The 24398-nt window shown below is 46.2% G+C and carries 27 protein-coding genes; 6 read left to right on the forward strand and 21 right to left on the reverse strand.

The window, feature by feature from the left end; genetic code table 11:
* Positions 1-155: 155 nt before the first annotated feature.
* A complete protein-coding gene (locus KFF44_RS11800) occupies positions 156-1061 on the forward strand; it encodes an abortive infection family protein (protein ID WP_255934479.1) in 906 nt (301 codons plus the stop codon).
* A gap of 40 nt (positions 1062-1101) precedes the next feature.
* Here KFF44_RS11800 and metH read toward each other — a convergent pair whose 3' ends face one another.
* The 4 genes from metH to KFF44_RS11820 are packed head-to-tail and all read right to left on the reverse strand — an operon-like array spanning position 1102 to position 6728.
* Entirely contained in the window at positions 1102-3732 is a 2631-nt protein-coding gene (gene metH / locus KFF44_RS11805; protein ID WP_255934480.1) for a methionine synthase, read from the reverse strand.
* A 5-nt stretch (positions 3733-3737) separates the two neighbouring features.
* Positions 3738-4832, reverse strand: coding sequence for a homocysteine S-methyltransferase family protein (locus KFF44_RS11810; protein WP_255934481.1), 1095 nt, complete (start codon positions 4830-4832; stop codon positions 3738-3740).
* Positions 4832-5761, reverse strand: a complete 930-nt coding sequence (metF, locus tag KFF44_RS11815; RefSeq protein WP_255934483.1) for a methylenetetrahydrofolate reductase [NAD(P)H] — start codon at positions 5759-5761, stop codon at positions 4832-4834. Before metF ends, KFF44_RS11810 begins: the two co-directional genes overlap by 1 nt.
* Before the next feature lie 43 nt (positions 5762-5804).
* Positions 5805-6728, reverse strand: coding sequence for a metalloregulator ArsR/SmtB family transcription factor (locus KFF44_RS11820; protein ID WP_255934485.1), 924 nt, complete (start codon positions 6726-6728; stop codon positions 5805-5807).
* A 201-nt stretch (positions 6729-6929) separates the two neighbouring features.
* Here KFF44_RS11820 and KFF44_RS11825 point away from each other — a divergent pair, with 201 nt between their 5' ends.
* A complete protein-coding gene (locus KFF44_RS11825; RefSeq protein ID WP_255934487.1) occupies positions 6930-7679 on the forward strand; it encodes a VacJ family lipoprotein in 750 nt (249 codons plus the stop codon).
* Between the two features lie 71 nt (positions 7680-7750).
* Here KFF44_RS11825 and ettA read toward each other — a convergent pair whose 3' ends face one another.
* From ettA to KFF44_RS11855, 6 genes are all read right to left on the reverse strand, one after another.
* Entirely contained in the window at positions 7751-9421 is a 1671-nt protein-coding gene (ettA, locus tag KFF44_RS11830) for an energy-dependent translational throttle protein EttA (protein WP_255934488.1), read from the reverse strand.
* Positions 9422-9567: 146 nt separating this feature from the next.
* Complete coding sequence (locus KFF44_RS11835) at positions 9568-9972, reverse strand: GFA family protein (protein ID WP_255934489.1); 405 nt, start codon at positions 9970-9972, stop codon at positions 9568-9570.
* Between the two features lie 110 nt (positions 9973-10082).
* Positions 10083-10742, reverse strand: a complete 660-nt coding sequence (locus KFF44_RS11840) for a glutathione S-transferase family protein (RefSeq protein ID WP_255934490.1) — start codon at positions 10740-10742, stop codon at positions 10083-10085.
* A 33-nt stretch (positions 10743-10775) separates the two neighbouring features.
* Entirely contained in the window at positions 10776-11417 is a 642-nt protein-coding gene (locus KFF44_RS11845; RefSeq protein ID WP_255934491.1) for a LysE/ArgO family amino acid transporter, read from the reverse strand.
* The gene (locus KFF44_RS11850) at positions 11417-12412 is read right to left on the reverse strand and encodes an alpha/beta fold hydrolase (protein ID WP_255934492.1); all 996 of its coding nucleotides are present in this window, start codon (positions 12410-12412) and stop codon (positions 11417-11419) included. The genes KFF44_RS11845 and KFF44_RS11850 overlap by 1 nt, the downstream gene beginning before the upstream one ends.
* 6 nt (positions 12413-12418) lie before the next feature.
* A complete protein-coding gene (locus KFF44_RS11855; protein ID WP_255934493.1) occupies positions 12419-13792 on the reverse strand; it encodes a sodium-dependent transporter in 1374 nt (457 codons plus the stop codon).
* 278 nt (positions 13793-14070) lie between these two features.
* Between KFF44_RS11855 and KFF44_RS11860 the strand changes: the two genes are divergently transcribed.
* Genes KFF44_RS11860 through KFF44_RS11870 form a run of 3 tightly spaced genes read left to right on the forward strand, consistent with a single transcriptional unit; the run spans position 14071 to position 16938 of the window.
* Positions 14071-15591, forward strand: a complete 1521-nt coding sequence (locus tag KFF44_RS11860; RefSeq protein WP_370691163.1) for an amidohydrolase family protein — start codon at positions 14071-14073, stop codon at positions 15589-15591.
* A gap of 1 nt (position 15592) precedes the next feature.
* A complete protein-coding gene (locus tag KFF44_RS11865; RefSeq protein WP_255934496.1) occupies positions 15593-16135 on the forward strand; it encodes a DUF1697 domain-containing protein in 543 nt (180 codons plus the stop codon).
* A 53-nt stretch (positions 16136-16188) separates the two neighbouring features.
* Entirely contained in the window at positions 16189-16938 is a 750-nt protein-coding gene (locus KFF44_RS11870; protein WP_255934497.1) for a serine protease, read from the forward strand.
* On the opposite strand, the gene KFF44_RS11875 is transcribed toward KFF44_RS11870, so the two are convergent.
* The 6 genes from KFF44_RS11875 to KFF44_RS11900 form a co-directional block, all read right to left on the reverse strand.
* On the reverse strand, positions 16919-17398 hold the full coding sequence (locus tag KFF44_RS11875) for a glutathione peroxidase (RefSeq protein WP_255934498.1): 480 nt from the start codon (positions 17396-17398) through the stop codon (positions 16919-16921). The two genes, KFF44_RS11870 and KFF44_RS11875, sit on opposite strands and share 20 nt — an antisense overlap.
* A gap of 31 nt (positions 17399-17429) precedes the next feature.
* Positions 17430-17807: a DUF6768 family protein gene (locus tag KFF44_RS11880; protein WP_255934499.1), complete on the reverse strand. Its 378-nt coding sequence runs from the start codon at positions 17805-17807 to the stop codon at positions 17430-17432.
* 36 nt (positions 17808-17843) lie between these two features.
* Positions 17844-18395, reverse strand: coding sequence for an RNA polymerase sigma factor (locus tag KFF44_RS11885; RefSeq protein WP_255934500.1), 552 nt, complete (start codon positions 18393-18395; stop codon positions 17844-17846).
* Between the two features lie 110 nt (positions 18396-18505).
* Entirely contained in the window at positions 18506-19324 is an 819-nt protein-coding gene (locus KFF44_RS11890) for a PhzF family phenazine biosynthesis protein (RefSeq protein WP_255934501.1), read from the reverse strand.
* 23 nt (positions 19325-19347) lie between these two features.
* Complete coding sequence (locus tag KFF44_RS11895) at positions 19348-19707, reverse strand: ArsC family reductase (protein WP_255934502.1); 360 nt, start codon at positions 19705-19707, stop codon at positions 19348-19350.
* Positions 19708-19777: 70 nt separating this feature from the next.
* On the reverse strand, positions 19778-20365 hold the full coding sequence (locus KFF44_RS11900; RefSeq protein ID WP_255934504.1) for a TetR/AcrR family transcriptional regulator: 588 nt from the start codon (positions 20363-20365) through the stop codon (positions 19778-19780).
* Positions 20366-20453: 88 nt separating this feature from the next.
* On the opposite strand from KFF44_RS11900, the gene KFF44_RS11905 reads away from it, so the two are divergent.
* On the forward strand, positions 20454-21593 hold the full coding sequence (locus KFF44_RS11905) for an aromatic ring-hydroxylating dioxygenase subunit alpha (RefSeq protein ID WP_255934505.1): 1140 nt from the start codon (positions 20454-20456) through the stop codon (positions 21591-21593).
* Positions 21594-21656: 63 nt separating this feature from the next.
* Here KFF44_RS11905 and KFF44_RS11910 read toward each other — a convergent pair whose 3' ends face one another.
* The 5 genes from KFF44_RS11910 to KFF44_RS11930 form a co-directional block, all read right to left on the reverse strand.
* Positions 21657-22157 (reverse strand): hypothetical protein, encoded by a 501-nt coding sequence (locus tag KFF44_RS11910; RefSeq protein ID WP_255934506.1) that lies wholly within the window; start codon positions 22155-22157, stop codon positions 21657-21659.
* Between the two features lies 1 nt (position 22158).
* Positions 22159-22722: a hypothetical protein gene (locus KFF44_RS11915; RefSeq protein ID WP_255934507.1), complete on the reverse strand. Its 564-nt coding sequence runs from the start codon at positions 22720-22722 to the stop codon at positions 22159-22161.
* Between the two features lie 90 nt (positions 22723-22812).
* A complete protein-coding gene (locus KFF44_RS11920; protein ID WP_255934508.1) occupies positions 22813-23037 on the reverse strand; it encodes a F0F1 ATP synthase subunit C in 225 nt (74 codons plus the stop codon).
* Positions 23038-23104: 67 nt separating this feature from the next.
* Positions 23105-23854 (reverse strand): F0F1 ATP synthase subunit A, encoded by a 750-nt coding sequence (locus KFF44_RS11925; RefSeq protein WP_255934509.1) that lies wholly within the window; start codon positions 23852-23854, stop codon positions 23105-23107.
* A gap of 72 nt (positions 23855-23926) precedes the next feature.
* The gene (locus KFF44_RS11930; protein WP_255934510.1) at positions 23927-24238 is read right to left on the reverse strand and encodes an AtpZ/AtpI family protein; all 312 of its coding nucleotides are present in this window, start codon (positions 24236-24238) and stop codon (positions 23927-23929) included.
* Between the last annotated feature and the right edge of the window lie 160 nt (positions 24239-24398).

The raw sequence follows: 24398 nt of genomic DNA on the forward strand, positions 1-24398 counted from the left end.
TCCTGCATTTATATTTATGTCACATTATAGATTTTTAGGTAATTTACTCAATGATACAAGTATTTTGGGAATTACTCTTGAAATGATTTACGCCCCTGTTTGATTTATCTAATATCTTTTTCTTCAATGTAGTCTGAATAATATAAGCATAAATTATGAAAATAACTCCAATAACTCGAAGAGATTTGTTTGATGTAATGATTGTCGAGCAAGTCAATTGGTCAGGTTCGCTCGATGAAACCGAATTTTTATCCCGTTTGTATAATTTGAAACAAATACCTTCAACCGATTATAGGTACTCTGATGCTGAAGGAGATATTTTCCAACATAGGGTCAACAATTCAGATTGGGAAGATCATTGGATATTCAACGATCGTCGATTTGCACTGATGAATGGTGACGATGAAATATTACTAAAGTTCCTAGCAGAAACTGTTCATCCAGTTGTTAGACCTGATGTAACTTCATCTCAGAAACTTGTAACTATCTACAATAACATTTTAATTAATGATGGTTTTGAAATCGCTGAAAGAGCCAGAATTTCAGGAAAGCCAATTTACATAGGCAGAAACATCGGGACATCAACGATACCTGCTTTATCGGCAGCAAAAGATACTCTGAGTGCAACAGATTTGGTTTATGTTACACAGCAAATAACACGAATGGAAGCGGCTGTACATAATGATCCAAGTCTTGCCATCGGAACAGCTAAGGAATTAATCGAATCTTGCTGCAAAACAATTCTTCAAGAACGAGAAATAAACCTCGGCAATGGAGACGACCTTCCAAAACTAGTCAAAACAACAGTCAGGGAATTAAAACTGACACCTAATGATATTCCAGACGCTACAAAAGCGGCAGATTCAATTAGAAAACTTTTGAGCAACTTGGCTACGGTTGCATACGGAATTGCTGAACTTAGAAATAAATATGGTACTGGTCATGGAAAAGCCGGACAAACAAGAGGCCTAACTTCACGTCATGCAAAATTAGCAGTTGGAGCTGCCTCAACTTTATCAGTCTTCTTGGTTGAAACGCATAGAGACCAGAACAATAACTAAATCTCTATTTGTTTATATTAGCAGTTTGAGAAGAACTAGCTCAATACCCCAAATTCGGACTGAGCCATTTCTCGGCCTGTTCGATCGTAACACCGCGGCGTTTGGCATAATCCTCTACCTGATCCCTGTTCACCTTTCCAACGCCAAAATATTTCGCCTTCGGGTGGCTGAAATAATAGCCAGAAACGGCGGCGGTTGGGGTCATGGCAAAACTTTCCGTCAGCTCCACACCCGTATTTTCCTGCGCGTTTAAAAGGTTAAACAGCGCTGGTTTTTCCGAATGGTCGGGGCACGCGGGGTAACCGGGCGCAGGGCGAATGCCTTTATAGCGTTCCTTGATAATCTCTTCATTATCCAGTGCTTCATCCGCCGCATAGCCCCAGAATTCCTTACGCACGCGCTCGTGCATATGTTCTGCAAACGCTTCCGCTAGCCGGTCCGCAAGTGCCTTGACCATAATTTCATTATAATCATCGTGCGCTGCCTTAAAGCGCGCTACATGCTCGTCAATACCGTGGCCAGCCGTGACCACAAATCCACCCATCCAATCGGATTTGCCGTCAACGGGGCTGATGAAATCCGCGAGACAATCATTCGTGCGGCCCTCACGTTTTTCAATCTGTTGGCGCAAACAATGGATCGTACCCTTGATGTTATCGCCCCCACTTTCGCCGTACAGGATGATATCATCGCCGTCGCGTGCAGCAGGCCAGAAACCAATAACGCCCTTTGCTGTTAACCACTTTTCATCCACAATCTGCTTGAGCATCGCCTGCGCGTCCTTAAACAAGCTACGCGCGCTTTCGCCCACGACCTCATCATCCAGGATTTGCGGATATTTGCCAGCAAGTTCCCATGTACGGAAAAACGGTGTCCAGTCAATGCGCTCCACGAGGCGCTCCAGCGGATAATCAGCAAACACCTTGGTTCCCGTAAACTGTGGTTCGGTTGGGGTATGGTCATTAAAATCAAGCTGGGCCGCGTTCGCACGTGCGGCCTCTATTGTTACCAAACGATCAGCCTTCGGTTTTGCGAGGCGCTTTTCCCGAATATCATGATACTCGGCCTTAATATCGCTGACATACCCATCACTTAGGTCAGTGGACATCAAGGTGCTTGCCACACCAACCGCACGCGATGCATCCAAGACATGAATTGCTGGCCCCGAATAATTCGGCGCGATTTTAACGGCTGTGTGCACACGGCTTGTGGTCGCACCGCCGATTAAGAGCGGCATTTGCATGCCCTTTCGCTCCATTTCGCCTGCAACCGTTACCATTTCATCCAAAGACGGGGTGATAAGACCTGATAGGCCAATTATATCTGCATCATGATCGTTTGCAGCCTTCAGGATATCAGCCCACGGTACCATCACACCGAGGTCGATCACTTCGTAATTGTTACATTGGAGAACAACACCGACGATGTTTTTACCGATGTCATGCACATCGCCCTTCACGGTTGCCATGACAATCTTGCCCTTTGCCTTGGCACCCTCTTCCTTCTCGGCCTCGATATAGGGCTGAAGGTAAGCAACGGATTGTTTCATCACCCGCGCGGACTTAACCACTTGCGGCAGGAACATCTGTCCGGAACCAAACAAGTCACCAACGGTATTCATACCGTCCATCAACGGCCCTTCGATCACCTGAATAGGGCGATCAAATTTCTGGCGAACTTCCTCTGTATCTTCAATGATATAATCGGCGATCCCCTTCACAAGCGCATGCTCAATCCGCTTCTCAACTGGTGCTTCGCGCCATGAGAGGTCTTCGACACGTTTGGTACCGCCCTGCCCTTTATATTCATCGGCAACATCAAGCAGGCGTTCGGTTGCGTCTGACCTTCGGTTCAGGATCACATCCTCTACACGTTCCTTCAAGTCAGCCGGAATATCGGAATAAACGGTTAACTGCCCCGCGTTCACAATCCCCATATCCATACCGGCCTGAATGGCGTGATACAAAAACACGCTGTGCATGGCCTCGCGAACAGGGTTATTGCCGCGAAAAGAGAAGGAAATATTGGATACCCCGCCCGACACCTTTGCATACGGCAAATGGGTTTTAATGAGGCGTGTTGCCTCAATAAAATCAACGCCGTAATTATTGTGCTCTTCAATTCCTGTAGCCACTGCAAAAATATTTGGGTCAAAGATGATATCCTCGGGCGGAAATCCAACCTTGTTCACGAGCACATCATAGCTGCGCTTACAAATTTCGAACTTACGGTCGATGCTATCGGCCTGCCCGTCTTCATCAAATGCCATCACAACAACAGCGGCGCCGTATCGCATAATTTGTTTCGCCTGAGCAACGAAAGGCTCTTCACCTTCCTTAAGGCTGATGGAATTTACAACGGCTTTACCCTGCACGCACTTAAGGCCTGCCTCGATCACAGTCCATTTTGAGCTATCGATCATCACAGGCACACGGGCGATATCTGGCTCTGCGGCAATCAATTTCAGGAATTTTTCCATCGCGGCTTCTGCATCCAACATCGCATCGTCCATATTGATGTCGATGATCTGCGCCCCGCCTTCAACCTGATGGCGGGCGACCGAAATCGCTTCCTCATAATTTTCTTCAAAGATCAGCTTCTTGAACTTGGCTGAACCCGCAACGTTCGTGCGTTCGCCAACATTGATAAACTGTGCGATAGGTTTGGTCATAATCTTTACTCGGCTGGCGCAGCGCTGGCAGTTATGGGCTCAAGGTTTGCAATTTGAACAGGATCAATGCCGGATAATTTCATAACAGGCTCAATGATGGGAACAGTTCGGGGTTTAACACCTTTAATCGCCTCTGAGATCGCACGGATATGATCTGGTGTTGTCCCGCAGCAACCACCGACAATGTTCAGCAGCCCTTCGTCCGCCCATTCTTTCAAATGCCCAGCCATGGTTTCAGGCGTTTCATCATATTCACCCATTTCATTCGGAAGGCCTGCGTTTGGAAACACACAAACATTGGTATCCGCAATCGCCGCAATCGTTACCGCGTGCGGGCGCAAAAGATCTGCACCAAATGCGCAGTTTAGCCCTGCGGAAAATGGCTTCACATGGCGCACACTATGCCAGAAAGCTTCTATTGTTTGGCCTGACAAGTTCCGGCCCGACATATCAGTAACGGTGCACGACATCATAACGGGTAATCGGTAGCCAATATCCTCAAACACTTCTTCAGCTGCGAAAATAGCGGCCTTCGCGTTAAGTGTGTCAAACACCGTTTCAATAAGGACAATATCAATCCCGCCTTCCATCAAACCACTGATCTGTTCTTTGTAGGCGTCTTTCACATCGTCAAAACTAACGGACCTGTAACCCGGATTATTCACATCGGGGGAAACTGAAAGCGATTGGTTCATTGGGCCAATTGATCCTGCAACAAAGCGCGGTTTATCCGGCGTTTTTGCGGTCCATTCGTCCGCGACACGGCGCGCGAGCGCGGCCCCCGCAACATTAATTTCGCGGGCATATTCCTGCATATCATAATCGGCCATCGATATGCGTGTTGCGTTAAACGTATCTGTTTCGATGATATCAGCGCCAGCCGATAGAAACTCGCCGTGAATTTTAGCAATCACATCTGGTTTCGTGATCACGAGAAGATCATTGTTACCTTTAAGGTCACTTGGCCAATCAGCAAACCTCTCACCGCGATAATCCGCTTCTTCAAGGCCCTCTTTCTGGATCATTGTCCCCATAGCACCGTCGATAATCAGAATACGCTCAGACGCTATTTTCTCTAATTTTTCCTGAATATCAAACATTAATTCGATTCCTCCGGGCTCGATGGGCGCAAGCCAAGCATATGGCATATGGCATAGGTCAGTTCAGCACGATTTAGGGTATAAAAATGAAAGTCACGGACGCCGCCGGCGTAAAGCCGCTTACACATCTCACCCGCGACGGTAGCAGCGACAAGACTGCGGGTCTGGGGCCTGTCATCCAGTCCTTCAAAAACTTTATGCAGCCATGTTGGAATACTTGTACCACAAGCGCCCGCAAAGGATTTCAACGTATTAAAATTTGTCACAGGCAAAATTCCCGGGATAATCGGGACGTTAATTCCATATGATCTGCAATGATCAAGGAAGCGGAAATAGCTATCAGGCTCAAAAAAGAATTGCGTTATAGCACGTGTTGCACCGGCATCAACTTTGCGCTTCAAGTTTTCAAGGTCTGCTGCCAAGTTTGGGCTATCGGGGTGTTGTTCCGGATACGCTGCCACCGAGATTTCAAAATCATTGGAAATTTCTCGAATGCCGCCAACCAATTCAGCCGCATTTTCGTATCCCCCAGGATGAGCGCCATAGGGCTTACCAATGGTCGGTGGATCACCGCGCAAGGCAACAATGTGGCGCACCCCTGCTTCATGGTAATTCTCGATAATTTCATTCACTTCTGACTTTGTCGCACTTACACAAGTCAGGTGCGCAGCTGGCGGCAAGCTCGTTTCATCGAGCAACCGCTTTACAGTTTTATGGGTTCGCTCTCTTGTCGAACCGCCAGCACCGTATGTAACAGACACAAAACTTGGATTAAGTGTTTCCAATGTTTTGATCGAATGCCAGAGTGTTTCTTCCATCTTCTCAGTTTTTGGTGGGAAAAATTCAAAGGAAACATTCACATCACCAGCCATATCAGACAAAAGTGACCCTGAAGCCATTGTATCAATTGGTTTTTTTATTGTTTGCATTGGATTATGCCTGTTTACTATTTCATACTGGAATACAAATTATCTATTTTTCAAAACACCAGAGCACGATTGTTAACTCGCCGCCATCCAGGTATTTGACATCGGTTGCTTTGATATCTGCTTTCTCAGCCCAACCTGTCATTTCTTGCTCAGCAAAGCCCAAGCGTCGATGAGCATGCTGATCACGCAAAAATTCACGGTCATGTGGGGCAAAATCAACAATGATTAGTTTACCATCCTGCTTCAGTGATTTTGCTGCCTCTGCGATAGCTTTTTGCGGTTGCTCTGCATAATGAAGTACCTGATGGAATATGATCAGGTCTTTGCTATCTGGCTTTACCGGAAGATCATACATATCCCCCAGTTGCACATGGCAGTTGTTCAATTGCTTTGCTGCCAGCTGACTTCGGGCAACTGCAAGCATTTCCCTCGACACATCAATCCCCAGTGCAGAACTCGCGAGCGGAGAGAAAAGTTCAAGCATCCGTCCCGTTCCAGTTCCTACATCCAATATGTCGAGCCCTTTTCGACTACCAACCATCGCGAGCAACGCGGCCTCAACCTCCGCTTCGGAAACATACAAAGAGCGGATTTCATTCCAACTATCTGCATTGTCTTTAAAATACGCCTGCGCTCGCTCAAACCGCTGCGACCGGATATAGTTTGCTGCACGAGCATCAGACGCAAGCGCCTCACTATCTCTATCAACAAAATTGAAAGCAAAATTTACAAACTGTTTAGCGATCTTACGATCGGACAGTCGATAAAAAACTTGTGTGCCCTCTTGCAAGCGATCAATTAAACCTGCATCGCTTAAGAGTTTAAGGTGCCGGGATACTCTGGGCTGGCTTTGCTCAAGAATTTGAACAAGTTCCCCAACCATCAACTCACCTTCACCGAGCAATACAAGAATACGCAGTCGGGTACCTTCCCCTGCGGCTCTAAGTGTTGTAAGTAATGTATCCATAGCATCTCTTTCTATAAAGAATTCTTAATATAAAGATTTCTTTATATATGTAAAGAATAATTACCAAGATTTTTGACAATTCCAATTCGCCTTCATTTTACAGACCACACACAATATTGAAGTCCGTGTGTGCCAGAAAAATAATGACATATTTTAAAAGTAGGTCTAGTTTTCGGAAATTGAGAAAATAATGAGATTATAATGCAAAAAAACTCACTGTTAAAAACAGCAATAACTGCTGCACTCCTATCACTGACAGCCGCTTGTGCAAGCACTGGCAATACAGATGTGAATGATCCATACGAAAATACCAACCGTGCTATTTGGAAGTTCAATCGTGTTGTTGATAAAGCCGTTACACGGCCAGTTGCCGTTGGATATAGGACAATCGTTCCAGAGCTTCCAAGGAAAGGAATTTCAAACATATTCCGCAACCTCACCGAACCTTGGAGCTTCGTAAACAATATATTACAGGGCGATATTAATGGTGCTGCAACTACCCTTGGACGGTTCACTATAAATACCACAGTGGGCTTAGCCGGAATTTTCAAAGTTTCCGATAAAATGGGTATCCAATATCAGCGCGAGGATTTTGGACAAACACTTGCGGTCTGGGGGGTGAACGATGGCCCTTATCTTGTTCTACCATTCCTGGGCCCATCAAACGGCCGCGATGCATTTGGGACAATCGGTGATTTTACAGCGGAGCCGGTTAACATCGGGATCGATCGTCTGGATGAAAAAGGACTGCTCCTTGCCAAACTTTCCCTAGAGGTTATTGATACGCGGGCAAGGTTACATTCAACTATCGAATCTTTATATGAAGAAAATGATCCATATGCGTTTGCGCGCGCGGCATACAGGCAGCAACGTGATTTCCAAATTAGAAATGGAAAACGAGACACATCGGAAGAAGACGACCTTTTTGACGCATTAGAGGACGATGAGTAAGTAGATTTACAATCGTCATTCCATCAAAAAAGGAGCCTAATGGCTCCTTTTTCTTTTTAACACCCGAAGACTTAACGTTCAAACTTACGGAATTTAATCCGATGCGGTTGATCCGCATCTGCACCAAGTCGGCGTTTCTTATCTTCTTCATAATCAGCATAGTTTCCTTCAAACCACTCCACATGACTGTCCCCTTCGAAGGCAAGGATATGCGTCGCTATGCGGTCAAGGAAGAAGCGATCGTGGCTGATCACGACAGCGCAGCCTGCAAAGTTTTCTAACGCTTCCTCGAGTGCAGAGAGCGTTTCCACATCAAGGTCGTTGGTTGGTTCGTCAAGCAGAAGAACATTGCCGCCTTCTTTCAACATTTTAGCCAGATGCACGCGGTTACGTTCACCGCCTGACAAAAGGCCAACTTTTTTCTGCTGATCAGTTCCTTTAAAGTTAAAGGCACCAACGTAGGCACGGGTATTCACTTCGCTTTTACCGAAATAGAAAATATCATGGCCGCCAGACACTTCTTCCCAAACATTTTTATTGGGGTCAAGTGCATCGCGCGACTGGTCTACATATCCAAGCTGGACAGTATCACCAACTTCCATTTCACCAGCATCAGGTGTTTCCTGACCTGTGATCATCTTAAACAATGTTGTTTTACCAGCACCGTTCGGCCCGATAACACCAACGATACCACCCGGCGGAAGCGAAAATTCTAGGTTTTCAAAGAGTAACTTATCACCAAACGCCTTGCTAATACCCCGCGCTTCGATAACCTTACCGCCCAGACGCTCTGGTGGTTGAATTTTAATCTGCGCCGGGCCCGATGCAAACTCCTTACTAGCGTTAAGAAGCTCGTCATATGCTTTAATACGTGCTTTTGATTTGGCCTGGCGCGCTTTCGGGCTTTGTCTGATCCACTGTAGTTCCGCATCCAACGCCTTCTGACGAGACTTTTCAGTACGCTCTTCCTGCGCCATACGCTTGGATTTTGCCTCTAGCCAAGCAGAGTAATTCCCTTCAAATGGGATACCCTGACCACGATCAAGCTCTAAAACCCAGCCAACAACATTATCGAGGAAATAGCGATCGTGCGTAACCAGGATTACACAGCCTTTATAATTCTGTAGATATCGCTCTAACCATGCAACTGTTTCGGCATCGAGGTGATTGGTTGGCTCATCGAGAAGTAGCATTTCAGGCTTTTCAAGCAAAAGCTTACAAAGTGCAACACGGCGTTTTTCACCGCCAGAAAGTTTATCAACTGACCAGTCACCTGGTGGACAACGAAGTGCATCCATAGCAACCTCAGCCTGCCCCTGAAGGTCCCATGCGTCAGCAGCATCAATCTGTTCCTGCAATTCACCCATTTTAGTGAGCAAATCCATATTTTCGGGGTCCATGCCGTAATCGCCAGCAACCTGATTAAATTCATCAACAACCGATTGCATTTTTGCAAGGCCGAGCATGACATTACCCATAACATCCAGGTTTTCATCGAGTTCCGGTTCTTGCGGTAAGTATCCAACACGCACACCGTCAGCAGCCCACGCTTCACCGCCAAACTCAGGATCATACCCCGCCATGATTTTCATCAAGGTTGATTTACCAGCACCGTTCTGGCCGATAATTGCAATTTTGGCATCTGGTAAAAAGTTCAGAGAAACGCCGTTTAGAATTTGCTTACCACCCGGATAAGATTTGGTAAGGCGCTGCATCTGATAAACATATTGATAAGCGGCCATCGATAGTTTGTCCTTATATAGTCTGTTTTGAAGTGTACGTCGGTGATCCACCGCGAAATTATGCCATGTGTTACAGGAGAAAACAGCATCGAGCAAGCAGAGACGTGCAATAGCAGATCATCAATAAAGGAAATTGTTCAATTTAACTATTGATCAGAAAATTTATCAAACTTAGGCAGGCCGTCTTCATCGATATGCAGCCATTCAAGTTTGGTTTTAGTGTACACGTGCGTTTCTGGCTTCAGGCTGTCTGCTTCCTTTATAAACCCGATATGCAGGTGGATTTCCTCAGGCCATGCTTCCCCTTCAAATGCGATCGAGCTTCCGCACTCGTTACAGAAATGCCTTATGGCACCGGGACTTGATTTATGAGTATTGGGAGTATCGCCTGAAAACTTAACTGCGGCCGCATCAAAACCAGCGTATGTAGCAAATGCAGCACCCGACACACGGCGACAACTTGGGCAATGGCAGTTTCCAACCCACTTAGGCTCTGCAATAATTTCAGCGGTAATGGCTCCACAAAGGCAGCTACCTGTATAGTTTGCCATTTATTTCCCCCTACTATCACCCCCATGTATTCCACACGATAAATGGAGAGCGATCAAAAATGCAAGCCACTGCTCAAAAATGTGATCAAACAGTGGCTTACTATAATTTATTAGCCTGCGTTTGCCTGCATTTTCTTAAGAACAGTCATCATGCGCTCATGGCTATTTTTAACTGTGTCCGTATCTTTAATACTATCCCACCAGGCATTGATATTAGCACGGTCGCCAAAACCAGTGTAACCAAACTGGCGTGCAAACACATCCAATTGGAACACCATTGGGATAAGCGCAGCATCTGCAATTGTCCAATCGTCACCAACAGCACGTGTACCAACCTTGCTCATACATGTGTTAAGAAGGTCAAGAGCCTTAGGCAAGGCTTCTTTCATTGCGTTTTCGATCGCCTCATCATTTCTTTTCTGGAAAATAAGCGCCATCAAAACTGGCCCAAGTGCAGGAATGACATACATGTCGTAAATACGTGCAAGTAATTTTGCGTTCGCAGCCGCATCACTATCTTCAGGCAACAAATCAGGACCATCTAGAACACCGTCCACATATTCGAGGATAACCTGCCCTTCGATTAATACATCACCGCTATCGGTAACAAAATATGGAATTTTTCCCGTTGGGCTTGCAGCCATGATTTCTGGCGTACCAAACGCATGCGGCAAGCCGCCAAATTCAACTTTGTCACTTGCGCCCTTAAGCTCAAGACCAATAACAACACGCTCATAAAAGGGGGATAGGTTTAAACCGAAGAGCTGCATGAAATGCCTCCAAAATAATGATAATAATATTCCTCACCCCTGCAAAAGATGCACTGCAAGTGTGATGGATATAGCCAACATAATGATTGCAATTAAACTATCAAGTATCTGCCAGGTAACTTTTTTGGCAAATAGAGGCGCCATTTTTTTCGCCCCCATAGCAAGCCCATAAAACCAGATTGCTGATGCCGCTACGGCACCAAGAAGAAACGAAATTTTCCCGCCGCCAAATGGGTATTTACTGCTAACACCGCCCAGCAATGCCATTGTATCCACATAGGCCCATGGATTTAACCACGCAAATGCGAGAGCATGCAAAATAGCAACCTTCACAGTCTGTCCGGCTGCATTGCCTGCTGCCTCATCCATCATATTCTGGTCAACCACCTCTGGGCTCAGCGCGCGCCTCACACTCATCAATGCAAACCAAACTAAAAACAGGACACCGCCCCACCCTAAAATTGTTGAAAACAAAGGAAATTTCTGAAGCGTTATGCCAACACCCAAAACCCCTAAACAAATCATGATTGTGTCTGAAAGAAAGGTTGTTGTCGTAACCGCAAAGACATGGCGATGCCTCAGCCCTTGCCTGAGGACATACGCATTTTGTGGCCCAATCGCCGTCAGAAGCCCTAGCGAAATGATAAAGGCCTCAAAAAATATCGAAGCTGACATTATTTAAAATGCTCTTCTAACCACTCTATAATTGCACCGTTTACAGCATCGGGCATTTGTTGTTGGCTCCAATGGCCGCAATTTTCAAGATGCACCATTGTTAGCGGGGTCACGCGTTCTTCCATTCCTTTTGCTAAATAAGGGGGGCAAGCGCGGTCCATATCCGCTGTGATCATGAGACTTGGTTTTTCAATAACAGGTAAAACACCATCTATTAAGTGTTTCTTTTCTGCGAGCCAATTATTCCCCATGTTTCGGTACCAATGTAAGGGGGCTGTGTAACCACCAGCCTCAAAGGCATCAATATAAATTTGCATTTCATCTTCACCCAGCAATAGATTACCGCCCCAGTGCTCTTCGCCTTTTTGAAGCATACCAAGCATATCGAGGCTTTCTGTTTGCTTCGATGGTTTACGGTCGGCATCGCGCTTGCCACCAGGTGCACGCATGAAGAAACGCACAGTTTCCCTAACATCAGCCTCTAATATCGGTTCGCAAGCCCCTTCCTCCTGAAAGCGAACAATATACATGTCAGGGCCAAATTTACCCCGAAACAGTTTGATCGGATCATCGCGGTAATGAGCGACATGAGCGACATTTAATCCCCCGAGGCCGAGGATTCGGTCATTTATGTAGAGCGGAAGCGACCATAATATAATCGCACCCCAGTCATGGCCAACGAACACAACCTGCTCAATCCCATAATGATCCAATAGTCCTTCCAGGTCACCTATAAGATGTGCCATTGTATAATTCTCAACACCTTCAGGCTTATCCGACCTACCATATCCTCGTTGATCAGGTGCAAAAACCGGATACCCAGCATCGCCTAACGCTTCCATCTGTGCGCGCCAGCTGTAAGCAATTTCAGGAAAACCATGAAGAAAAAAAATCGCTGGCTTATCCGTCGCTTTATGATCCGGTCCGTGCCGATATACCGCAAGTTCAACACCGTTAGTTTCCACAAAATCAGGGGATTGATAGATTGGATGCATCAGGATTTACCCTCCAAAAACTGCATTAATAAATAAGGCCGTTATGGCCATTGGCACGATAAACCGCAGGCAGAAATACCATACTTGAAATAATTTGGTTTCCTGCATGGGCAAGGCCGCCATTATTCTCTCTTTCTTGATACGCCAACCAACAATAATGGCACATGCAACACCAACAAGTGGAAGTAGGATATTACTAACCCCTTCTCGTATCAGGCTAAATGCAGTTAACCCATCAAAGCCAAGGAAGGCCAAGGGGTAAAATTCCGACCATTCGTTGAATGAAAGAACCGTCAGAAAGCTTAAGAAAAACGCAATTATCGACATAACCCAAGCCGCATGAGCACGCTTCCAGCCTGCTTCCTCAAGCCTCGCAACAGTTGGCGATAATAAGGATATGGAGGACGTAATCGCGGCGAAAGCCAGCAGCACAAAAAACAATACAGAAATAATGCCGCCGCCAGTAATTTTTGCAAAAACAATTGGCAAAGTAATAAAAATCAATCCGGGTCCCGCTGCGGCATCAACCCCTTCACCAAATACAAGCGGAAATATTGCCAGGCCGGCCAATATAGCAACCCCCAGGTCCATCAACACTATCCAGGTAACAGCTTTCGGAAGGTTAACATTATTCCCCATATAGGCGCCGTACATCATGATACCGCCTACCCCAACAGAAATCGTAAAGAAGGCCTGCCCCACGGCTTCCAAGAAAACACCAGGCGTTAAAACCAAATGATCGAAACCAAACAGAAAATTTAATGCCGCTGGCATATCACCGTATATAGACGAATAAACAACAATGATAACAAGCAAGACGAACAGCACTGGTGTTAGCCATTTACCAGCGAGCTCAATACCTTTTGTAACATCTGCGGAGACAATAAGCGCTGTTAAGCCAACAAACACTGCAGACCAAAAGGCCATTAAAACAATATCTGATTTATAACCAGCATCAAATGCGATTATCTCTTCGGATGTCCAACCATGGAAACTCTCTACCATTGCTTCAAAACCGTAAAAAAGCGCTTGCCCCGCGATTACAGAATAGAAGCTCAAAATTAAGATGCTTCCAACAAGGCCGGCCCACATAATAACAGACCATGGCTCCGGCCTTCTGGCCTCTAGCTGAAGTTTTCTCATCGCGGTTGGCGGGCTTGCACGCCCCATACGTCCAAGCAAAAGTTCAGCCATCAATACAGGCGTTGCAACGAACGTAAGCGCAAGCAGATAAATCAACATAAAACCGCCGCCGCCATTTTTGCCTGCAACATATGGGAAACCCCATACATTCCCTAGCCCCACAGCAGCACCAGCCGTAACAAGGATAAACGCTATCCTCGAGGTAAAATTCGGTAACTCTTTTGACGTTCCAGCCATTCCCTTTTCTTCCCACAAAGCCCCAAGCCTGAACTAACACCGCATAATATCGCTATAAGTGTAGTTTCCCCTTGCTTTATTAAGGTTCAATCCTCAAAATCCAACATATGGGATTTGGGTCTACTTCTTATTCTTAGGGGTATCATAACGGGGTTGATATGAAAATATATAGAAAATGGGTTTCATTAATTGCGCTTACTTCCGCGCTTGCAACAACAACACTTGCACAAGACAAAGATATATTGCCAGGCGATGAAGGCGCAGCTCGCATCGCAGAGATGGGCCTGAAATTACCACAAGAAGCGAGCCCCCGTGAAAGTCGCATCAGTCAAGGCCCCTTCAAGCGTCTCGTGATCAGGGGGGCAAATCTGATTGACGGCACGGGGGCACCGCCAATTGGGCCTGTCGATATTGTCGTTGAAGATAACAAGATCACGTCGATTAATGTGGTGGGAAGCCCCGGTGTTCCGATTAATGAGAATGCACGCCCCCAAAAGGGCGACCATGAAATTGATGCGCACGGCGCCTACATCCTGCCCGGTTTTATCGATGCCCATAGCCATATCGGTAACGCGCTTTGGGGACTAACGGGCGACATGCCATCAATGGATTATATTTTCAAACTTTGGATGGGTCACGGAATTACCACAAGCCGCGAGGTGGCCTGCGGTATGGGTGCTGATTTCACCCTCCGTCAAAAACGCAGGTCAGCAAGGAATGAGATCACAGCACCAAGGCTAATGGTACACTGTGGGTTCCCAACAAATTTCGCAACTGGCAAGCAAGCGCGCGATTGGGTAAAGGGACTTAAGAAGCGCGGTGCTGACGGGATCAAATTCTTTGGCGGCAATCCAAAGGTTCTGGAAGCAGCCTTTGATGAAGCCAAAAAACAGGAATTGCGTACGGCCTTTCACCACGCACAACTATCCGTATCCCGTGTGAATGTGCTAACCAGCGCACGCTGGGGCCTGAATTCTATGGAACATTGGTACGGATTGCCCGAAGCCTTGTTTGATGACCGAACAGTGCAGGATTATCCGCTCGATTATAATTATGCGAATGAACAAGACCGTTTCGGCGAAGCGGGCCGCCTGTGGCGCCAAGCCGCAAAGCCCGGCAGCGATAAATGGAACGAGGTGATGGATGAGCTCTTGAGCCTTGATTTCACCCTCGATCCGACCTTCACAATTTATGAGGCCAACCGCGACGTCATGCGGGCAAGAAACGCGGATTGGCACAATGAATACACGCTGCCGTCTGTGTGGGAATTTTTCCAGCCCAACCGTGTCCTTCATGGCTCCTACCATTTCGACTGGACAACCAAGGACGAAATCGATTGGAAAAATAATTTCGAAATGTGGATGACCTTCGTAAACGATTATAAAAATCGGGGTGGCCGCGTTACCGCAGGGTCCGATTCAGGCTTTATCTTCAAGCTGTTTGGTTTTGACTATATCCGTGAACTGGAACTGTTACAGGAAGCAGGTTTTCATCCACTTGAGGTTATGAAATCCGCTACACTCAACGGCGCTGAACTGATTGGACGGGATAACGAGCTAGGTAGCATCGAGGTTGGCAAACTCGCCGACATGGTGATTGTTTACGAGAACCCTATCAATAACCTGAAGGTGCTTTATGGCACTGGCCACATGCGTCTAAACGACAAAACCAATGAGGTTGAACGTGTAGGCGGCATCAAATGGACCATCAAGGATGGGATCGTTTATGACGCCGAGGCCCTACGCGCCGATGTTCGTAAAATGGTCAGCGACGCGAAGGCTGCGGAAAATACTGAATAGCATGAAACACTATATCGCTCTTTTTCGTGGCATTAATGTTGGCGGTAAAAATTTGCTGCCAATGAAGGACCTTAAGGCAATAATGGATAGCGCTGGATGCAGGGATATTCAAACCTACATCCAAAGCGGGAATGCTGTTTTTGGCTGGGAAGGTGATAGTGTTGATACACTAAAAACCGAGCTTCAAGACAGAATTGAAGCTGAGAAAGGGTTTCGACCTACTATCCATATATTGAGCGCAGAAGCCTATTTAGAAATTATTGCCGAAAACCCATATGACGAATTAGATGTTGATCCGAAAACAGTTCACATCAATTTTCTAATAACTCCAGCAACAAATGCTGACATGGATGGCATAAAGACCCTGTGCGCACCTTCGGAACACTTCACCCTAACGAATAGAGCCTTTTTTCTTCATGCACCAGACGGTATCGGGCGGTCCAAACTCGCCGCCAAGCTTGAAAGCCTCTTGGGCGTTGAAGCCACCGGCAGGAATTTACGAACGGTCAATATGCTAAAAGATATGCTGGCTAAAACACCATGAAAGTTGGGCAACATATACGGAATAGCATAATTTCTATTTCGCTGGTTTTGTCTTTGAACGATATCGTTATTCCCACCAAAGCTGAAGAGCCATTCCACCAACAATCTAAGGCAATTGCACATTTCGATGAGAACCGTATCACGGTAAATGCGCGCGAATACCCATTTTCCGCGATTGGCCGTTTGAACGGCGCAGGGATCGATAGGCGCAGCCACTGCACCGCAACCCTGATAACACCAAAGCATATTTTAACAGCGGCCCACTGCCTGTATTTCAAGGCGCGTAAACGCTGGTTCTTACCGAACGAACTTCATTTCCTGGCAGGCTATGACCGCGGTGATTTTATCGCACATGGCAGGATAGCCAGCATCCGCGCCAAAGGTTGCTATGATCCAAACCAGCCCCTTAATGATAGAAATATTGAAGGGGACTGGGCCATTCTGACCCTCACACAAAACCTAAGTATAAAACCCTTGCCGTTGATAGGGATACCCAAATCCAAAACTGATAAGCGTTTCCTACAATCTGGCTATCACAAGCAGCGCCAGCATGTGCAAACCTCTAATCCCACATGCAGGATCGAGCACGAAATTGGGGCATTGCTGTTCCATGATTGTATGCTCGCGCCCGGTGATTCCGGCAGCCCTATTCTTTATGAGGCAGATGGCAACTATTCTGTGGTGGCTTTGAATAGCGCCGCTATTCAACATAAAAAAGGGAAAGGCAAAGGCCTCGCCCTTTCAGCGCATTTATTCAAGGATTACCTTGAAGATCATCCGATCCCTAAAGATACCGTTCAATAATACCGCGGATACTGGATGGTTTATCATTGGGGGCAAAGCGCTTAACCACCTTACCATCGCGGTCCACAAGGAATTTGGTGAAATTCCATTTGATGCCTTTGGTGCCCATTACACCCGGTTTTTCCTTCTTGAGATGAGTGTATAACGGCGCTTCAGCATCACCGTTCACATCAATTTTTGCGAACATGGGGAAGCTGACACCGTAGTTAATCTGGCAAAACTCACCGATCTCGTCATTTGTACCCGGGTCTTGCTTACCGAACTGATTGCAAGGGAACCCCAAAATCTCAAGGCCCTTTTCCTTCAGGTCACCATAAAGTTTCTCAAGCCCTTCAAACTGCGGTGTAAACCCGCATTTTGACGCCGTGTTTACGATCAAGAGGACCTTGCCTTTATAATCATCAAGGCTTTGCTTGTTACCGTTCAAGCGTTCACATTCAAAATCATAAACCGACGTCATTTTTCATCCAATGCCTAATTAATATAAGTGATTAATTAGGCATTTTAGCGCTTAATCGCTCAAGTGCAAGCTCTAGTCTTTTAATCTCGCGAAGGAGCGACTGACGGTTCATTTCATTAAACATCCACATTTTCGCCATGCTTTGCATCAATGCGGTCAAAAGTACCCACATACCCCAAAATACGCGGTCATCAAGCGTAGGGGCGAACCAGAACTCATAGATAGTCCAGAACATCACCATCGTGATAGCAAATGTCACCACGTTGATCAGCCAAACCCAGCGGCGCATACCGCCCTTAAAACTATTGGCAAGCATACCTGGAAGGCCGTCATCACTTGCGACCATCGCGTCAATTTCTTTCGCTTCGGCTTCCAACTCGGCTTTAATGCGTTCATCAATACTTGTCATTATCTCTCTCCTTTTTTGGGCTGTCGTGACCCGGTATTATTTATTTTCGTCATATATATAGGCTTCGCGCAGATTTGTCCGTGCCCGGTTCAGCCGTGATTTTACCGTTCCGATTGGCACATTCAGGACATCCGATATCTCCTTCACCGAAAACCCCTCCAGATAAAAGAGATACACAGCGTCCTGTTCTGCGCTTGGCAGTGCCTTGATAAGTGTTCGTAGGTCACGGGCTTCAATGCTTGCCCTATCATGAGGTATTACCAAACCATCCTGAACATCATCCAATGAAACAAGGCCTTTGCCCTTTCGGCGTGCGAGGTCGATGAGGCGCCACCGAACCGTTTTAAAGACCCATGCCCGGAACTTTTCGGGTTCCTTTAAGCGATTGATGGTTTTGCTGATGGTTATCCATGCATCCTGAACCGCATCCTCAGCCATGTGATCATCGCCGCTTAAGCGGCGCGCGAAACCAACAAGCGAAGGCAGGTAAGCACGGTAAAGCACCTCAAACGCTTTCACGTCACCCGTTTGCGCTTTAAGAACCAATATCTTTTCAGCGGTACGGCTATTTTCAGGCGCAGTTGCCATAGAACCCTTTCCTTTTACTCATACTATAGACGGTAGACGCGAAGAAAAGGTTCGGAAATTATTTAAGATTTTATAATGGTATGAATTTAGGCTTTGAATTCAGCGTTTGATTACAGGGAAATTGTGCCCTGCATTACTTCCACTGCCTGCCCAGTAATATTCAAACGATCGCCTTTCAATTCCAAAAGAAGATCCCCCCTGCGCGCAGATATTTGGCATGCCTGCAATCTATTTTTACCAAGTGTCTGCGCCCAGTATGGCGCAGACAGCGAATGCGCTGAACCCGTTACCGGATCTTCGCCAATTCCATGATTGGGGAAAAAGCAACGCGACACAAAATCAATATCAGGATTATCTGCCTTGGCTGTGCAAACAAAGCCATAGGGTGCAAATGCCTTCAATGCTTCCATATTGGGTGCAAGGTCAGCCACGGCTTGCTCTCTTGGATACACAATCAATAAATCGCGGTCTGCACCTTCATAGATGGCGTCGGGTTTGAAAACCTGAGCAGGTTCAGCACCAAGGGCAGTCCCAAGGCCCGACGGTGTTTCCATAAGCTGACAGGAAATCGCAGGGAAATCCATCGTAAAACCATGCTCGGCCCTATCGACCGTTAGAATACCCGAGAGCGTTTGAAACCGCACCTGATCCAGCTCTGACGCCAAATGATTAAAAACCGTATGAGCGCTCGCGAGCGTTGCATGCCCGCAAAGCGTTACTTCCGTGCCCGGCGTAAACCAACGCAAATGAAAGTCCGCTTCATCCCCGTCCAGTCGAACCAAATAAGCAGTTTCAGAGAGGTTATTTTCAATCGCTATTTTTTGCAGTAATTCATCGCTTGGAAAGGCCACGAGTGGGCACACAGCTGCTGGGTTACCACCAAATGGCTTATCGGTGAACGCATCAACCTGATAAATCGGTATTCGCATGATTGCCTCTTTCCCAAATATGATTAGCTTTTAACCCAGTCGGTGATTGTTTCCATATCCTTCGCGGCAAAACCAAGACGGTAGTCATCACCCTTTTTCCAAACTGGGCGTTTAATAAGGGCATCATGGGCTAGCAATAAAGTTTTTGCTTTCGCTTCATCAACGCCGTCTGTTTCGCTTTCAGGTAGCTTGCGCCATGTGGTGCCACGGCGATTTAAAACTGCCTCCCAGCCGAGCGCGTCAACAAACGCAGATACCATACCCTCGGTTAAGCCATCTTTGCGGAAATCATGAAATGTATGCTCAATGCCCTCTGCCTCCAGCCACTTACGGGCTTTTTTAACTGTATCGCAGTTTTTAATACCGAAAATTGTAATGCTCATGTAACTCAACACCTACTTGCTTTAAGTGGTTTATTTTCCAATGTTTCTGAACCTTGAGTATTCGACAAACCTAAGTGTGTCTATCGATTAAAGTGTCCAAATATACTTTTTTCAAATCCGCCAAGTCTTCTGCCCCCCATATTGCAGAAAGCGTTGCACCCGATATCGCCAGATAATTAATAGCGCCAATTGCCTGATAGACCGCAGCACGCTGTTCACCTGTGGGCGCATTCTTCCATTTTTCCGTTTGGGCAATATAGACTGTGCTTTGATTTAAAAAATCACGCAGATACCATTTATGGCTAGCCGCTGCCCTTTCCTCGTTATCAAGGAGTTCACGCATGATCAAACGGGCATCCGATATCCCTGTTTGCATATAATCATATAATGCAGAGAGCAGAAGCGACCATTTTTCGTCCCCAGCAATTGGCATACTTTCAACCTGATCCATAATAAGGCCAAACCGATCTGCAAGCCCCTCTAACACAGCGGCATATAAGGCTTCTTTGGTTTTAAAATGATATAGTATCGACTGTTTCGTAAGCCCAAGCTCGCTCGCGATATCATTAAGGGAAACGGCCTCAAAACCACGCTCAGAGAATAGCTCCAACGCCTTATCAATGAATTTGTCTTTTGCTGAATTTGTCTGCTTTACCATAGCTTCTGCCTAACACAAGCTTGACAACTTACCAACCGTAAAGTAAAAACTTACCAGTCGGTAAGTTGTATTTGATAGGGAATTCATAATGGACCGTCAGACAGAAATCAGAATTATCGAAGAGCTTCATGGATTAGCAGAGGTCAAATCGTTTTTTCTGGATGATACTGTTCACACGTACCCAGTAGATATCTATTTCGATCCGCAAAGGTTTGAGAACGAAAACCAGCGAATTTTCAAGCGCATACCCCAGATAGCAGCGCATTCCTGCGAGCTTACTGAGGCCGGTAGCTTCAAGACGCTCAATATCGCTGGCCTGCCTGCCCTTCTCACACGAGACAAAGACATGCAGGTTCATGCATTCCTGAATGTTTGCAGGCATCGCGGCGCCAAAATTGAAAGCGAAGATACCGGCTGCAAACGTGCATTCAGCTGCCCGTATCACGCATGGACGTGGGATAATCAAGGTAAGCTGAAAGGTGTCCCGCACCAAAGGCAAGGGTTTCCCGACCTCGACAAATCCACCAAGGGGCTTGTTCGATTGCCTGTTCTGGAAGACCTTGGCCTGATTTGGGTGATTGCCGACCCAGATTCCACCTTCGATACGAAAGCTTATATCGCCCCGCTACAGGATGATTTTCACTGGCTTAAAATGAGCGATCACACGGTCGCACACAGTGAAACACGCACTATCAACTGTAATTGGAAAATCCTTGTTGAAGGTGGGATTGAAGCCTATCATTTCAAGGTGGCCCACAAGAATACTATTGGTCCGCATTTCCTTGATAACTTATCAAGTTTTGAGATGCTTGGACATCATATGCGGTCATTCCTCGCCAAAAACTCGCTGAAGGATATTAATGACCACCCGCAAGAAGCATGGAATATTCGCGAGCATGGCAATGTGCTCTATTCACTATTTGCAACTGATCAATTCCTTATTATGGATGATCATATTGCATGGATCAGTTCCAATCCGATCTCGGCCGATAAAACAGAATTAAAGCTAACGACACTCGTGCCAGCAAGCGAGAATACCCCGGAAAAACAAGATCACTGGCTGCGAAACCACAAGATCACCGTGGACACCCTGATGGAAGATTTCGAACTCGGTGAGATGATCCAAAGCGGCCTGAAAACAGGCGCGAATAAAACCTTAACCTTTGGGCGCTTTGAAGGCGCGCTAACACGGTTTAATGAAGAAGTCGATTACTGGCTTAACAGCTAGATAGAGAATAAAAAAAGCCCCGCAAAACTGCGAGGCTTCTTGTAATAGTCTTCTATCAGATGACTAGTGAAGCTTATCACCAACTTCATCGATAGATTTTGTAATGATTGCAGAGCCCGAACGCCCTTGAAGCTTCTCAGCAAGCACAGACGAAGCCGCAGAAATCGCAGCGTCTACTGCAACCTTCTGAACTTCCTTAACAGCAGAAGCCTCTGCCTGAGCAATCTTGTCCTGTGCAACACGTGTACGACGAGCAACCATATCCTCAATGTCACCGCGTGCTTCATCAAGCATGATTTTCGCATCTGCCTTCGCATGCTCTAGCATGTCAGCAGCTTCTTTTTCCGCATCACGTTGCTTGCGCTGATATTCACCAAGTAAATTCTCAGCTTCTTCACGCAAAGTTTTCGCTTCGTCGATTTGCGTTTTGATCGCTTCAACACGATCATCAAGCATTTCACCGATCTTTTTGTGTGCCTTGGTTGCCATTACGCCGCCAACGAACACAACGAAAGAAGCACCTGCCCAGAAGCTAGTGTCAGCGTACCATACATCACCAGCCATCTTATGCTCCCTTCGCGCTATCAAGTGCTGTTGAAACAGCGTCTGTAACCGCCTTGTCAGTAACTTTAATGTCACCAGCAAGTTTTACAATCACATCCTTTGCAACATCAGCCGCAACATCGGAAATGCTTTCCAACGCTTCGCCTTTGGCTGCAAGAATGCGTGCTTCCGCCGCTTCCGCATCTGCACCAAGCTTTGTATCCAATTCAGACTGAGCTTTGGCAATTTCCGCCTGAATGTCTGCTTTGGTATCAGTAATGATTTGCTGTGCTTTAGCACGTGCATCAGCAACAGCCGTTTCATACGCTGTTTTCACAGCTTCGGCTTCGCTGCGCAAACGCTCAGCAGTATCAAGATTACCAGCGATATTTTCTTCACGTTCCTGAAGGACATTACCAATCTTTGGCAATACCATCCGTGAGATCACCACATAAAGAACAACAAACGTCAAAATAAGCCATGCAATCTGGTTGGTATAACTACCGTCCTTGATAACATTAAGCTGCGGTAAGCCGCCCTGTTCCTGTGGTACTTCTGTAATAGCCTGGGCCATCATATGCCTCATTGCTTATAATCCAAAAGGGTAAGGCTCGCCTTACCCTGCCGTATAATTCCAAAGCCCTGCTCTATTGAACAAAGCTTTAAGTTATTAGCCTTAGCCGTTGAGGATAAGGAAGGCAATTACAAGCGCGAAAAGGCCTGTTGCTTCTGTTAGTGCGAAACCGATAAGCAAGTTTGTGAACTGCTTAGGAGCCGCAGATGGGTTGCGAAGCGCACCAGAAAGGTAGCTACCGAAGATGTTACCAAGACCAATACCAATACCTGCAAGTGCAAGTGTTGCAAGGCCAGCGCCGATCATTTTTGCTGCTTCTACGTCCATTTCAAATCCTTCTCTGTATAAGCAATAGTGATAGTATAAATTAGGTTAGTTAGTCCCTGACTTCTCTCTAGTGTGAAGGGTGCATCGCATCATTCAAATAGATACAAGTCAAAATCGTAAATACATATGCCTGCAAGCAAGCAACCAATATCTCAAGCCCCGTTAATAGAACATTCACAGTGAAAGGAAGAACAGCACCCGCTGCTGCCAAGCCGCCAATCCCTGCAATGCTGATTACAAAACCTGCAAACACCTTAACCATGATGTGGCCAGCAAGCATATTCGCAAACAAACGAACTGAGAGGCTGATTGGGCGTGTGCAATAAGAGATAAGTTCAATAACGAAAATCAATGGCAATAGCCAAAAAGGAACACCAGCAGGCGCAAACAATTTCATGTACCCAATACCGTGCTTCGCAAAACCAATAACGGTAACACCAAGGAAAATGAATGCCGCGATCGCAAAATTGAATGCGATATGGCTGGTTGTTGTAAATGCATAAGGGATCATACCTGCAAGGTTAAGTCCCAGAATAAACATGAAGAGTGTGAAGATGAATGGGAAGTAGGCTTTGCCTTCTTTGCCAACGTTATCGCGGATCATGCCTGCGATAAAATCGTAAAAAATTTCAACCATCATCTGCCAGCGGCCTGGTACAACAGCGATTTTCCTTGAACCACCGATCACGAACAATGTCACTGCTGCTACAACAGCAACCATCATCAGTGAACTATTAGTGAAGGAAACATCGATCCCAGCAATTTCAAAATGTGCAAGAGGTTTGATTTTGAACTGATCAATAGGACTTTGGGCCACGGCGTTTGTCTCTTTTCTAAAATCTTTCGTGCAACACACTAAGATTAATCAAAATTCTTATTATCTGGCAGGTTATTCTTCATCTTGCTGTGATTTGTTTGCATCCCTGACTACATTCATCATACCCGCTGCAAAGCCAAGCACCAAAAACACAATCAGTAACCATGGTTTTGATCCAAACACATCATCGAGTGCCCATCCGATCAAACCACCGATAGCCGTACCAACAACAAGCTCAACACCCATTTTAAACGCAATTCCCATCGCTTCAGATCGTTGTTGTTGCTCAACATCAACATCCTCTTCCGGATGGGCGCTTTTTCGCGCTTTTTTCAGCCGTTCTTCAAGGTCCAGCAAATCACTAGGCTTTTTATTATCAGCCAATCTCTGCACCCCTTAAAAAGCAACCAAAGGTACGTAGCAAACAAGCCGCTTCAACATATGTCAAAACCCTGCCAAATGCGGTTGCAACATAGTGATTGCCCCTGAATATGTCAAGGACCAATAAATCAATATTAACTAATTGATTTTAAAGGATTTTATA

Origin of the sequence: Kordiimonas sp. SCSIO 12610, from assembly GCF_024398015.1 — a bacterium.
In the GTDB taxonomy this organism is placed as follows: domain Bacteria; phylum Pseudomonadota; class Alphaproteobacteria; order Sphingomonadales; family Kordiimonadaceae; genus CANLMI01.